This is a genomic window from Streptomyces ambofaciens ATCC 23877, assembly GCF_001267885.1.
GTDB classification, from domain to species: Bacteria; Actinomycetota; Actinomycetes; order Streptomycetales; family Streptomycetaceae; genus Streptomyces; species Streptomyces ambofaciens.
Window position 1 is genome coordinate 5,111,981 of record NZ_CP012382.1, and the last position, 12,322, is coordinate 5,124,302.

Sequence of the window (12,322 nt, forward strand, 5' to 3'; positions counted from 1 at the left end):
TCCACGGGTTCGGCGACAGGTGCGGAATCACCCCCCGATCCTCACAGGGTTTCCACATCGTTATCCACCGCGGGCCTCCGCGGGTCGAACCGAGCCCGTCCGATCACGTAAGTTCAACGCCAGGCAATTCGCGTGAGCAAAGCTGCGCGTGTGGCACCGCGCGGCGGAGGGGGTCGCGCGGTGCCCGGTCAAGCGGGCGTTCGGTGGTGGTGTCACCCGGTCGGACGAGTCGAGGACGGCCCGCCGCGCGGGACCCGCGGTCCTCCGGGCCTACCGGAGTGCCGCCCGGACCGCCCTTCAGGAACCCCTCGGCGCCTCTCTGATCCCGCCTGCCACCCCGTTCACCGGCGCATCCGCCGCGTTTTGGCCACCGCTCGGGGCGGAACGGACGCTTCCATGGCCACTCCGGCGTTGTCGGGCGATTCCGGAGAGTAGTTGTGGCACGCCGATGCACGCGGCATCCCTCACAAAGGGTTATGGTGGAAACCCCCCCTCGGGCCGGTCCGTCTCCCCCCCACGGACCGGCCCGTTTTTTTCTGCCTCCCGCGCCCCGGCCCCTCGGGCCGCCCGGCCCGCTCCGGGCGGGACGCGCGTCATGAGGAGTTCACCGGTGCGTCGTCCTGTGTCGTGGCATGGCGGCGCTCGTTCCAGGGCATAAGCCAAGCAGGTCGACGCCCGAACCACGGGTGTCGGATCTCAGCGGACGGCACGGAGCCGTCCGCCCGGGAGGCCCTTTGCACCAGCCCCACCGTGCGGTCACGGCACGGAAGACGAGGCGGAGGGCCGGTCCGCGGCCCGCGCCGGTCAGGGGCGGTCGCAGATCGGCCGGCTCGTTGCAGCGTTCCCGGCCCAGCGTCCACTCCGTCGCTCCCCGACCTCTTCCGAGGGGGTACGTCCTTCCGTGGTGACCAGCACAAAGCGCCACAAGCCAGATAGGCGCACCTACGTTCTCGACACCAGCGTCCTGCTGGCCGACCCGAACGCCCTGAACCGCTTCGACGAGCACGAGGTCGTGCTCCCGATCGTCGTGGTGACGGAGCTGGAGGCGAAACGGCACCACCCCGAACTCGGCTACTTCGCCCGGCAGGCCCTGCGTCTGCTCGACGAGTTCCGGGTGCGGCACGGTCGTCTCGACGCCCCCATCCCGATCGGGGACCTCGGCGGCACCGTACGTGTCGAGCTCAACCACTCGGACCCCAGCGTGCTGCCCACCGGCTACCGCTTGGGGGACAACGACTCCCGCATCCTCGCGGTCGCCCGCAACCTGCAGGCGGAAGGGTTCGACGTCACCGTCGTCTCCAAGGACCTCCCGCTCAGGATCAAGGCGTCCTCCGTCGGCCTGCTCGCCGAGGAGTACCGCGCCGAGCTCGCCATCACGGACGCCTCCGGCTGGACCGGGATGTCCGAACTCACCCTGCCGGGTGAGCAGGTGGATGTGCTCTTCGAGGAGGGCCGGGTCCACGTCCCCGAGGCCGTCGACCTGCCCGTGCACACCGGTCTGACCATCCAGTCGGAGCGCGGCAAGGCCCTCGGCCGGGTCACGCCCGACGGCAGCGTCCGCCTGGTGCGCGGCGACCGGGAGGCGTTCGGCATCAAGGGCCGCAGCGCCGAGCAGCGGATCGCGCTCGACCTGCTCCTCGACCCGGACGTCGGCATCGTGTCGATGGGCGGCCGGGCCGGCACCGGCAAGTCGGCGCTGGCGCTGTGCGCGGGGCTGGAGGCCGTGCTGGAGCGACGGCAGCACCAGAAGGTGATGGTCTTCCGTCCGCTGTACGCGGTCGGCGGACAGGAGCTCGGCTACCTGCCCGGCTCCGAGGCCGAGAAGATGAGCCCCTGGGCCCAGGCGGTCTTCGACACCCTGTCGGCGGTCACCAGCCGGGAGGTCATCGAGGAGGTGACCGCGCGCGGGATGCTGGAGGTGCTGCCGCTCACCCACATCCGCGGCCGCTCGCTGCACGACGCGTTCGTCATCGTGGACGAGGCCCAGTCGCTGGAGCGGAACGTCCTGCTGACCGTGCTGTCCCGGATCGGGGCCAACTCGCGGGTCGTGCTGACCCATGACGTGGCGCAGCGCGACAACCTGCGGGTCGGGCGGTACGACGGAGTCGTCGCCGTCATCGAGAAGCTGAAGGGCCATCCGCTCTTCGCGCACGTCACTCTGACGCGGTCCGAGAGGTCGCAGATCGCGGCACTTGTGACCGAAATGCTGGAGGACGGCCACATCTGAGGAGGCTGGTCCCGAGAGGGCCGATGGTGAGACGGTCGACGCCGTCCGGAAGGCGAAGAGCCTAGCCGGGCGGCGTCGTCGCGTGTGGGGGTTTCCGGGAATCCCTTGGGCCAAACGGGATGTGAGCTTTCACACGCAACACAGAATTGCCTCACCCCGTCGGGTTACGGCAGAGTCTCCTTCCTGTCAGGCCCCGCATACGACTCAGCCGTACCCCCAGCGGTATGGCGCCACAGACGCACCAAAGCCAACTCCATAGCAGCGTCGTATGCCGCCCGAGCACCACACGGCGCTCCCCTCGGGGGAGTTGTCCACCGGGCCCGTGCCTCCCGTGACCCGTAGTTGGGGAGGCCAGTGCCAGGGGCACGATTGCGTCCGCGAGGGTCACCGAAGCGGGCGATGCTGGAAGGAAACCGTGTGAGCCGGATCTCGGTCCGGGGATTCGCAGTGGCCTCGGCCACGGCGGTCACCGCAGTCGGAAGCGTCGTCGGCGTTGCCTCGGGCAGCACCGCGCAGAACAACGACGCGGAGGCGACGGCAGCAGGCACGACGCTGCTCGCGGACATCCCCATGGGCGAGCAGGCGCAGGTGCAGACCGCGTCCCTGACGCAGCAGGCCGACGTACAGGCCATCGCCGCGGACGTGAGCGCCAAGAAGGACGCCGAGGAGGCCGCCCGCAAGGCCGCGGCCGAGACCGCCGTGGCCAAGCAGGAGAAGGCCAGGAAGGCGGCCGAGGAGGCCAAGGAGCGCGAGGCGGAGCAGAAAGCCGCCAGCCGCGACGCCAAGCGCGAGTCGACCACCTTCGCCGTCCAGAGCTCGTACAGCACCAGCCAGATCCAGGCGATGGCCCGTCAGATGGTGCCGAGCGGCCAGTGGCAGTGCTTCAGCAACATCGTGGACCACGAGTCCAGCTGGAACTACCAGGCGGTCAACCCCTCCTCCGGCGCCTACGGACTCTTCCAGGCGCTGCCCGCGGGCAAGTACTCCTCCGCGGGCGCCGACTGGCGGACCAACCCGGCGACCCAGATCAAGTGGGGCCTCAACTACATGGACAGCCGCTACGGCAGCCCGTGCGACGCCTGGGCGTTCTGGCAGAACAACCACTGGTACTGAGCCCCGCCCCGGCGCGGTCCGGACCCGCTCAACCTCGCGCAGCCCCTCACCGTCCTACGGTGAGGGGCTTTCGCGCTCCCGCCATGTACGGTCGTGCCGAAACGACTCCAGGGGGGAGTGGTGGGGAGAGACGGGGGAAGAGGACGGATCATGTCGCGAGTGCCAGGGTGGCTCGGTCGGCTCGGCGCCGGACTGACGCAGATGAGCAAGCGGTTGGACCAGCGTCGCGAGGAAGCGCGGCGTGAGGAGGCCGAGGACGGACCGGCGCCTGCCGCCGACCACGGACCGCCTCCCGCGCAGGACGTGCCGGTGGAGCATCTCGCCCCGCACCGGCAGCTCGTGGTCCAGAACCGCCCCGACCCGGCGCAGGCCGTGCCCTGGGGCGTACGGGTCGCCGCGGAGGCCGGATGGCGGCTGCTGGTCCTCGCGGGCACCGTATGGGTGCTGATGCGGGTCATCAGCGCCGTACAACTGGTGGTGCTGGCGTTCGTGGCCGCGCTGCTCATCACGGCGCTGCTCCAGCCGACCGTGGCGTGGCTGCGCCGGCACGGGGTGCCCCGAGGACCGGCCACCGCCCTGACCGCGATCCTCGGGTTCGTCGTGATGGGGCTGATCGGCTGGTTCGTCACCTGGCAGGTCATGGAGAACATCGACAACCTCTCCGACCAGGTCCAGGACGGCATCGACGAGCTGCGCAACTGGCTGCTGAACAGCCCCTTCCACGTCACCGACAAGCAGATCAACGAGATCGCCAGCAACCTGCGCGAGGCGGTCGGTGCCAACACCGACCAGATAACGTCGGCCGGCCTGGAGGGTGTCACGGTCGTCGTCGAGGCGCTGACGGGCATCCTGCTGGCGGCCTTCTCGACGCTCTTCCTGCTCTACGACGGCAAGCGCATCTGGCAGTGGACGCTGAAGCTGGTGCCGGCCGCGGCCCGGCCGGGCGTCGCCGGCGCCGGCCCGCGCGCGTGGCGGACGCTGACGGCGTACGTGCGCGGCACGGTGATCGTGGCGCTGATCGACGCCATCTTCATCGGCCTCGGCATCTACTTCCTGGACGTGCCGATGGCCGTCCCGCTGGCCGTGTTCATCTTCCTGTTCGCCTTCATCCCGCTCGTCGGAGCGGTGGTGTCCGGCGCGCTCGCGGTGGTCGTGGCGCTGGTGACGCAGGGCGTGTTCGCGGCCGTCATGACCCTCGTGGTGGTGCTGGCGGTGCAGCAGATCGAGGGGCACATCCTCCAGCCGTTCATCCTCGGGCGCGCGGTGCGGGTCCACCCGCTGGCCGTGGTGCTGTCCGTGGCGGCCGGCGGCATGATCGCCGGCATCGGCGGCGCGGTGGTCGCCGTTCCGCTGGTGGCGGTGACGAACACCGTCGTGGGCTATCTGCGGGCGTACTCGCGGGAGGCCGCCGTGCGGCAGGCCCCGAAACCGCGCGGGGCGACGTCGACCGACGCGTCCCCGGCGACGGACCATCCGCCGAAGCCCGCGGAGACCGAGCCGCCGCCGCCGGACGCCTCGCCGGCGTAGGGCTCCCGGCGGCGAGGAGGACACACGCGGCGGGCCCCGCTCACCGGGTCGGTGAGCGGGGCCCGTGTCGTGTGCCGCGGGGTTACTGCGCGGCCAGGACCGCCTCGGCGTCCAGCGTGACGCCGACGGCCTCGACCACGGCGGCGATCTTGAACGCCTCCTGGATCGTGTCGCGGTCCACACCGGCCTTGCGGAGTACCTGCTCGTGCGAGTCCAGGCACATGCCGCAGCCGTTGATGGCGGACACCGCGAAGGACCACAGCTCGAAGTCGACCTTGTCGACGCCCGGGTTGCCGATGACGTTCATCCGCAGGCCGGCGCGCAGGGTGCCGTACTCGTGGTCCGACAGCAGGTGCCGGGTGCGGTAGAAGACGTTGTTCATCGCCATGACGGCGGCGGCCGACTTGGCGGCCGAGTACGCCTCCGGCGACAGGTTCGCCTTCGCCTCCGGCTCCAGCTCACGCAGCACGATGGGGGAGCGCGAGGCGATGGCGGTCGCCAGCACGGTGCCCCACAGCTGCTGCGCCGGGAGGTCGGAGTTGCCGATGACCGAGCCCAGGTTGAGCTTCAGGTCCTTGGCGTAGTCAGGGACGGCGGACTTCAGGGAGTCGAGGGACATCTCGGATCACTCCCCGGCCAGCAGCGCGACCGGGTCGAGGGTCTCGTCGCCCTTGCTCCAGTTGCACGGGCAGAGCTCGTCGGTCTGCAGGGCGTCGAGGACCCGCAGGACCTCCTTGGGGTTACGGCCGACCGAGCCGGCGGTCACCATGGTGAACTGGATCTCGTTGTTCTGGTCCACGATGAACACGGCGCGCTTGGCGAAGCCGTCCTCGCCCTCGATGCCGAGGTCGCGCATCAGCTCGTGCTTGGAGTCCGCCATCATCGGGAACGGCAGGTCGGTCAGGTCCGGGTGGTCCTTGCGCCAGGCGTGGTGCACGAACTCGGAGTCGCCGGAGAAGCCGAGGACCTGGGCGTCACGGTCGGCGAACTCGTCGTTCAGCTTGCCGAAGGCGGCGATCTCGGTCGGGCACACGAAGGTGAAGTCCTTGGGCCACGCGAAGACGACCTTCCACTGACCCTCGTAGGTCTTGTGGTTGATCTGCTGGAACTCTTTGCCCTTCTCCAGCGAGACGCAGGCGGTCAGATCGAACTCGGGGAACTTGTCACCGACAGTGAGCACGCGCTCTCCTTGCAGCGAAGAAACACCCGGATTGCGGGTGTTTCCCATGGGTTGGACGTTCTTGATGTTGGCACAGGGTGCATTGATTAGTGAAATAGCTACACTCGGTCGAGTTGATCGGAGGTGGCTATTAGTGTCGGGTAAGAAGAGGCAGCCCAGCCTCGCCCAGCTGCGGGCCTTCGCCGCGGTCGCCGAGCATCTGCACTTCCGCGATGCCGCCGCCGCGATCGGAATGAGCCAGCCCGCGCTCTCGGGAGCGGTCTCCGCCCTGGAGGAGACACTGGGTGTCACCCTCCTGGAGCGTACGACGCGCAAGGTGCTGCTCTCGCCCGCGGGCGAGCGGCTCGCGGTGCGCACCAAGGCGGTACTGGCGGAGGTCGGCGCGCTGCTGGAGGAGGCGGAGGCGGTGCGGGCGCCGTTCACCGGGGCGCTGCGCCTCGGCGTCATCCCGACGGTGGCACCGTACCTGCTGCCCACGGTGCTGCGGCTGGTGCACGAGCGCTACCCGGACCTCGACCTCCAGGTGCACGAGGAGCAGACGGCGAGCCTGCTGGAGGGGCTCACGTCCGGCCGTCTCGACCTGCTGCTGCTCGCGGTGCCGCTCGGCGTCCCCGGCGTCACCGAACTCCCGCTCTTCGACGAGGACTTCGTGCTCGTCACTCCCCTCGACCACCCGCTGGGCGGGCGGGAGGGCATCGAGCGCTCGGTGCTGCGCGAACTGAACCTGCTGCTGCTCGACGAAGGACACTGTCTGCGGGACCAGGCGCTCGACATCTGCCGCGAGGCGGGTCGCGCGGGCGTCCCGGCGACGACCACGGCCGCCGGTCTGTCGACGCTCGTGCAGCTGGTGGCGGGCGGCCTCGGGGTGACGCTGCTGCCGCGCACGGCCGTCCGCGTGGAGACGTCCCGCTCCAGCCAGCTCCTCACCGGCGCCTTCACCGACCCGGCCCCCACCCGCCGCGTCGCCCTCGCCATGCGCACGGGCGCGGCCCGTTCCGCGGAGTACGGGGAACTGGCGGGGGCCCTGCGGGAGGCGATGCGAGAGCTGCCGGTGCGGATCGTCACCGGCTGACGCACGCGCCGGCGTCCGTCCCCGCGGCACGGTGAGTGCCGCCGGGACGGGCGCGCCGACCGGCACGGCGGGGACCGCCGGATCACTCCGTCCGCAGACCCTCCGGGCGCATCAGGCGCAGCAGCGGCGGGAGGCTGGCGAGGGTCACCAGCAGGACGACCGCGGCGCCGATGCCGGTCATGGCCAGGACGCCGGTCCAGTCGACGGAGACCGGGGTGCTCGTCATCTTCAGCAGCACCGTGCCCAGCGTCAGGCCGACCACCGAGGCCAGCACCAGGCCCAGCACGATGGGGATCGCGGTCTGCCACAGCACCGACAGGCTCAGCGTGCGGCGTCGGGTGCCGAAGGCGACCAGGGCCGACAGCAGCTTCCTGCGCTCACGCAGCTGCTCCAGCTGGGACACCAGCAGACTGGCGCCGATCAGCGCCAGCACGCACGCGGCGCCGACGAACAGACCGGTGCGGATGGCGTCGAAGCGGTCGCTGCGCTCCGTCGCGGCCCAGACCATCGGGTACGCCAGCGGGTCCACGGCCGCCGCGGTGTTCCGCACCCGCTCGTGGACGTCCGGCACCGACTCGTCGAGCCTGAGGTAGGCGTGCCCCTCCAGCCCCGGTGCGAGCGACTCCGGCAGCGCCTTCGGGGTGATCAGGAAGCCGCCCCGGTCCGTGCCGGCGAGCAGGCCGGTGCGCGGCGCCGCCTCCTTGACGCCCGACGGCACCTTCCAGGGGATCTCCAGGCCCTTCGGCCCGCCCTCGTAGGACGGGTCGAGGTACAGCGTCCGCCGGTCCCGCGCCATCGCCGTCACGTCGACCCCGGCGTCCCACTCGGCCCCGCGCACGGCGAACACGTCACCGTCGCGGCACGAGGACAGGGTCGCGATCTCGCGCAGCGAGGCGCAGTCGCCCACGGTCAGCGTCGTGGAGTCCTCCGCGTCCTTGCGCCGGTCGCCGGCGTAGCCCTCGGAGTAGGAGAAGACCGCTTCGACCCCCCGGGTGTCGCGGAACTTCGCGGCGGCCGCGGCGAGAGGCGCCTCGCTCGGCAGGGCCACCTCCATCTGCGCCAGCGAGACGTCCTTCCCGGTGCTTTTGGTGTAGTCGTCGTCCACGCCCGCGAACAGCATCTGGAGCGCGATCGCGCCGGCCACGGCCACCGCGATGCCGTTGACCATGCGGGCCGCGGTGCCGCTGCTCAGCTGGAGCCGGCGCACGGCCAGCTGCCAGGACACGGCGCCCGCGCCGAGCCGGGCGACGACCGTCTCCACGATCCAGGGCAGCAGCGCGGTGACACCGACGAGCAGCAGGACGACACCGCCGGTCACCAGGTACTGGTTGAAGTCCCCGTCGGAGCGGCCCTGGCCGACCATCGGGTACAGCATCGCGAGGCCGGCCACCGGCAGCAGCAGCCGCCACCACAGGCGCCGCCGCGCGGGCTTGGCCGTGCGCACCACGCCGAGCGGCTCGATGACCACCCCGCGCAGCGCGAACAGCGTCACCAGCACCGCCGCGGCCGGCACCGCCACCGCCACCAGCAGGGCCAGCAGCGGCGAGGGGTTGAGGTAACTCGGGAACACGCTGATGCGGAACACCTCGGCCGTGCCCGCCAGTTGCCGCCCGACCAGGAAGAAACCGGCGCCGAGGACGAGCCCGAGCACCGCCCCGGCCAAGGCCTCGCCGGCCGCGATCCGCCGGGTCATCCCGCTGTCCGACCCCACCAGCCGCAGCGCGGCGAGCCTGCGGTCGCGCCGCTCGCCGCCGAACCGCACGGCCGCGGCGATGAAGACCGCGACCGGCATCAGCAGCACCACGAGGACGACGAGGATCAGCAGCAGGAGGACCGGGTCGGACTGCTCGGGCCCCGGGTCGGGATCGCCGAAGTGGTCGATGCGGACGATCCGGCCGCCGTCGAGGTGCGGCGCGAGGCCGTCCGCGCCCCGGTAGAAGGCGAGTTCGTGCGAGCCGACCAGCCCGCTCTCCCCGATGGTGCCGGTGATCCGCTCCGGCAGCCGCTCCCGCAGCAGCTCGCCGGAGTCCGAGGCGAGCAGCCGCTCGAGCGCGGGGGAGACCACCATCTCGCCCGGGGCGGGGAACCTCTCGACCCCCGGCGGCAGCGGCGCCCGGGGCCCCTCGGCCTCCAGGGCGCGGCCCCGGACGTTGTCGTCGCGGAAGTCGGTGTCGACGTTGGCGACGATCAGGGTGTCGGCGCCCTTCGGGGGCCGGTCGTCGGTGAACGTGATGTCGCTGCGCGCGGCCTCCCTCTCGTGCCGGACGGTGAGTGCGTTCGGCAGGGCCGTCGTCAGCAGCAGCAGTGCGACGCCGAGCCCGACCCCCACGGCCGTCAGCAGGGCCCGGGTCCACCCCTCGCGCCCGCCGGTGACGGTGAAGCGGACACCCATGGCCAGGTCGCGGGCCCACCGGCGCACGCTCATACGACGCGCTCCATGTCCCGTGACTTCCCGTCCCGGACGACGACCTCGCGGTCGGAGTAGGCGGCCACCCGCGCCTCGTGCGTGACCAGCACGACGGCGGCGTTGGTGAGGCGGGCGGCGTCCGTGAGGAGTTCCATCACCCGCTCGCCGTTCAGGGAGTCCAGCGCGCCGGTCGGCTCGTCCGCGAAGAGCACGCGGGGGCCGGTCACCAGCGACCGGGCCACCGCGACCCGCTGCCCCTGGCCGCCGGATACCTCACCGGGCCGCTTCTTCCTCAGGTCGTCGACCTCCAGCCGCTCCATCCAGGTGAGCGCGGCCCGCTCGGCCTCCTTGCGGGAGGTGCCGTTCAGGCGCAGTGGGAGGGCGACGTTCTCGACGCAGGTCAGCTCCGGCACGAGCTGTCCGAACTGGAACACGAACCCGAACTCCGAGCGGCGCAGCGCACTGCGCTCGGCGTCGTTCATGGCGGACAGCTCACGCCCGTCGTACGTGATCGTCCCCGAGTCGGGGGTCACGATTCCGGCGAGGCAGTGCAGCAGCGTCGACTTGCCGGACCCGGAGGGGCCCATCACGGCGACGACCTCGCCGGGGTGGATGGAGAAGTCGGCGCCGTCGAGGGCGAGGGTCGGGCCGTAGGCCTTGCGCAGCTGCTCGGCCGAGAGCAGCGAACCCGCGGGGGGAGTCATCGGGCCACCGCCTCCCGGAGCTTGTCGAGGCGCGCCGCGGTGAGCTCGAGCCACCGCAGGTCGGCCTCCAGGTGGAACAGGGCGTGGTCGCAGATCAGCTGGTCGGCGAGGTCGCCCTTGCGCTTGCGGTCGGTCAGGATGCGCATGCTGCGCAGGTGCTCCGAGCGCTGCGTGTCGAGGACGTCCGCGGCGTCGCGGTGGGTGAGCAGCGCGAGGACGACCTTGGTGTAGAGCGTGGACTGCAGGTACGGCTCGGGCTTCTCCGGCGTGGCGAGCCACCGCTGGACGTCGGTGATCCCCGCGTCGGTGATCGCGTACCGCTTGCGCTCGGGGCCGCCGCCCGCCTCGATGCCGTCGACGACGACGAGGCCGTTCTTCAGCAGGCGGGACATCGTCGAGTAGACCTGGCCGTAGTGCAGCGGCCGGTCGTGACCGAACTTCTCGTCGAAAGCGCGCTTCAGGTCGTAGCCGTGGCGCGGCCCGGACTCCAGGAGTCCCAGGAGGGTGTGACCGATGGACATGCCGAGCACTCTACACACGGTGTATACGCACCATGTATACGCCGTGTGCAGAGACCATGGCGGGGTGTACGGGACCGCAGGTCGGGGGCGTGTGTCACGGTTCCGTGACGACGGAGACCGCGCCTTGGCATCCCGTGAGGCGGAGGCGCGGCCGACGCGGCCCGGTCACTGCGGCGGTGGGGTGCCGGGCCCGGGGCCCGACCCGCCCGGCGGCCGTCCCCGGCGCGGCAGCGGTCCCGCGTCGCCGGGCAGGCGGCCGGCCTCCGCCAGTGCCCTGCGGAGCAGGAACTCGATCTGGGCGTTGGCCGAGCGCAGCTCGTCGCCCGCCCAGCGGGCCAGCGCCTCGTACACCTGCGGGTCCAGCCGCAGCAGCACCTGCTTGCGCTGCTGCGGCCGACGCTTCGGGGCCGGGCCCCCGGACGGCCCGGGTCCGCCGGACGGCCCGGGTCCGCCGGACGGCCCGGGCCCCTCGGGGGGCCCGGCCCCCTCGGACGATGCGGGCCCTTCGGACGGGGTGGTCACTGGTAGAGCGTCCCCGTGTTCAGGACCGGCTGGGCGGCGCGGTCCCCGCAGAGCACGACCATCAGGTTGGACACCATCGCCGCCTTGCGTTCGTCGTCCAGCTCCACGATGCCCTGCTCGCTGATCCGGGCGAGCGCGGCCTCGACCATGCCGACGGCGCCGTCCACGATCTGTCGCCGCGCGGCGACCACCGCACCGGCCTGCTGCCGCTGGAGCATCGCCGAGGCGATCTCCGGCGCGTACGCGAGGTGCGTGAAGCGGGACTCGATGATCTGCACGCCGGCCGCCTCCACGCGCGCGTGCAGCTCCACCGCGAGCTTCTCGGTGATCTCCTCGGCGTTGCCGCGCAGCGAGAGGCCGTCCTCGTCGTGGGCGTCGTAGGGGTACTCGATGGCGATGTGCCGCACGGCCGCCTCGGTCTGGGTCGAGACGAACTCGACGTAGTCGTCCACCTCGAAGGTGGCCTGCGCGGTGTCCTCCACCCGCCACACCACGACCGCGGCCAGCTCGATGGGGTTGCCGTACGCGTCGTTCACCTTCAGCACGGCCGTCTCGTGGTTGCGCACCCGCGTCGAGATCTTGGTGCGCGAGGTGAGCGGGTTCACCCAGCGCAGCCCGTCCTGCCGGATCGTGCCCCGGTACCGCCCGAAGAGCTGCACCACGCGGGCCTCGCCCGGCGCCACCATGTTCAGCCCGCACATCGCGAGGAACGCGGCCAGCGCGATGACGATGCCGCCGATGATCAGCGCGGCCTTCCCGCCGGTCGAGGCGACCGCGGTCGCCCCGGCGATCAGACCGGCGCCGACGGCCAGCCCGACCAGCCCCAGCAGCAGCGCGAACCCGCCGCCGATGCTGTGCGCCTGCGTCTCGCGCACCCGTGGTGCCGGCATCTCCGGCACGTCCGCCGTGACCTGCGGCGCGTCCTGGGTGTCGTGTGTGGACATGGAGGGTCCCCCGTTCCCGCCGGGCGCGCTCGTGCCGCCCGGCTCCTATCGTCTGTCTAGCTAAGTGATATCACTTTACATCGGGTCGGCAACCCTGGACCCCTC

The 12,322-nt window shown here is 71.6% G+C and carries 11 protein-coding genes; 4 read left to right on the forward strand and 7 right to left on the reverse strand.

What is annotated here, in order from left to right; translation table 11 throughout:
* The first annotated feature begins 901 nt into the window (after positions 1 to 901).
* From phoH2 to SAM23877_RS22925, 3 genes are all read left to right on the forward strand, one after another.
* A complete protein-coding gene (gene phoH2 / locus SAM23877_RS22915) occupies positions 902 to 2,227 on the forward strand; it encodes an RNA 5'-3' helicase PhoH2 (RefSeq protein ID WP_053136432.1) in 1,326 nt (441 codons plus the stop codon).
* 417 nt (positions 2,228 to 2,644) lie between these two features.
* Positions 2,645 to 3,340 carry an aggregation-promoting factor C-terminal-like domain-containing protein gene (locus SAM23877_RS22920; protein WP_174532245.1) on the forward strand — a complete coding sequence of 232 codons (696 nt, stop codon included), beginning with the start codon at positions 2,645 to 2,647 and terminating at the stop codon, positions 3,338 to 3,340.
* 150 nt (positions 3,341 to 3,490) lie between these two features.
* Entirely contained in the window at positions 3,491 to 4,867 is a 1,377-nt protein-coding gene (locus SAM23877_RS22925; protein ID WP_053136442.1) for an AI-2E family transporter, read from the forward strand.
* Between the two features lie 82 nt (positions 4,868 to 4,949).
* Here SAM23877_RS22925 and SAM23877_RS22930 read toward each other — a convergent pair whose 3' ends face one another.
* Positions 4,950 to 5,486 (reverse strand): alkyl hydroperoxide reductase, encoded by a 537-nt coding sequence (locus SAM23877_RS22930; protein WP_053136444.1) that lies wholly within the window; start codon positions 5,484 to 5,486, stop codon positions 4,950 to 4,952.
* Between the two features lie 6 nt (positions 5,487 to 5,492).
* Positions 5,493 to 6,047: a peroxiredoxin gene (locus SAM23877_RS22935; RefSeq protein ID WP_053136447.1), complete on the reverse strand. Its 555-nt coding sequence runs from the start codon at positions 6,045 to 6,047 to the stop codon at positions 5,493 to 5,495.
* Positions 6,048 to 6,180: 133 nt separating this feature from the next.
* On the opposite strand from SAM23877_RS22935, the gene SAM23877_RS22940 reads away from it, so the two are divergent.
* Complete coding sequence (locus SAM23877_RS22940) at positions 6,181 to 7,119, forward strand: LysR substrate-binding domain-containing protein (RefSeq protein ID WP_053136450.1); 939 nt, start codon at positions 6,181 to 6,183, stop codon at positions 7,117 to 7,119.
* Between the two features lie 82 nt (positions 7,120 to 7,201).
* Here SAM23877_RS22940 and SAM23877_RS22945 read toward each other — a convergent pair whose 3' ends face one another.
* The 5 genes from SAM23877_RS22945 to SAM23877_RS22965 form a co-directional block, all read right to left on the reverse strand.
* Positions 7,202 to 9,544, reverse strand: coding sequence for an ABC transporter permease (locus tag SAM23877_RS22945; protein ID WP_053136453.1), 2,343 nt, complete (start codon positions 9,542 to 9,544; stop codon positions 7,202 to 7,204).
* The gene (locus tag SAM23877_RS22950) at positions 9,541 to 10,230 is read right to left on the reverse strand and encodes an ABC transporter ATP-binding protein (protein WP_053136456.1); all 690 of its coding nucleotides are present in this window, start codon (positions 10,228 to 10,230) and stop codon (positions 9,541 to 9,543) included. The genes SAM23877_RS22945 and SAM23877_RS22950 overlap by 4 nt, the downstream gene beginning before the upstream one ends.
* Positions 10,227 to 10,751 (reverse strand): PadR family transcriptional regulator, encoded by a 525-nt coding sequence (locus tag SAM23877_RS22955; protein ID WP_053142773.1) that lies wholly within the window; start codon positions 10,749 to 10,751, stop codon positions 10,227 to 10,229. The genes SAM23877_RS22950 and SAM23877_RS22955 overlap by 4 nt, the downstream gene beginning before the upstream one ends.
* A gap of 165 nt (positions 10,752 to 10,916) precedes the next feature.
* Positions 10,917 to 11,324, reverse strand: a complete 408-nt coding sequence (locus SAM23877_RS42115; RefSeq protein ID WP_174532301.1) for a type II toxin-antitoxin system antitoxin — start codon at positions 11,322 to 11,324, stop codon at positions 10,917 to 10,919.
* Positions 11,270 to 12,217, reverse strand: a complete 948-nt coding sequence (locus tag SAM23877_RS22965; RefSeq protein ID WP_053136461.1) for an SPFH domain-containing protein — start codon at positions 12,215 to 12,217, stop codon at positions 11,270 to 11,272. Before SAM23877_RS22965 ends, SAM23877_RS42115 begins: the two co-directional genes overlap by 55 nt.
* Between the last annotated feature and the right edge of the window lie 105 nt (positions 12,218 to 12,322).

Excerpts from the sequence above, each read along its gene's own strand:
- SAM23877_RS22925 (WP_053136442.1), top strand. The coding sequence starts at position 3,491 with ATGTCGCGAGTGCCAGGGTGGCTCGGTCGGCTCGGCGCCGGACTGACG.
- SAM23877_RS22965 (WP_053136461.1), bottom strand. The coding sequence starts at position 12,217 with ATGTCCACACACGACACCCAGGACGCGCCGCAGGTCACGGCGGACGTG.
- SAM23877_RS22955 (WP_053142773.1), bottom strand. The coding sequence starts at position 10,751 with ATGTCCATCGGTCACACCCTCCTGGGACTCCTGGAGTCCGGGCCGCGC.
- SAM23877_RS22950 (WP_053136456.1), bottom strand. The coding sequence starts at position 10,230 with ATGACTCCCCCCGCGGGTTCGCTGCTCTCGGCCGAGCAGCTGCGCAAG.
- SAM23877_RS22930 (WP_053136444.1), bottom strand. The coding sequence starts at position 5,486 with ATGTCCCTCGACTCCCTGAAGTCCGCCGTCCCTGACTACGCCAAGGAC.
- SAM23877_RS22945 (WP_053136453.1), bottom strand. The coding sequence starts at position 9,544 with ATGAGCGTGCGCCGGTGGGCCCGCGACCTGGCCATGGGTGTCCGCTTC.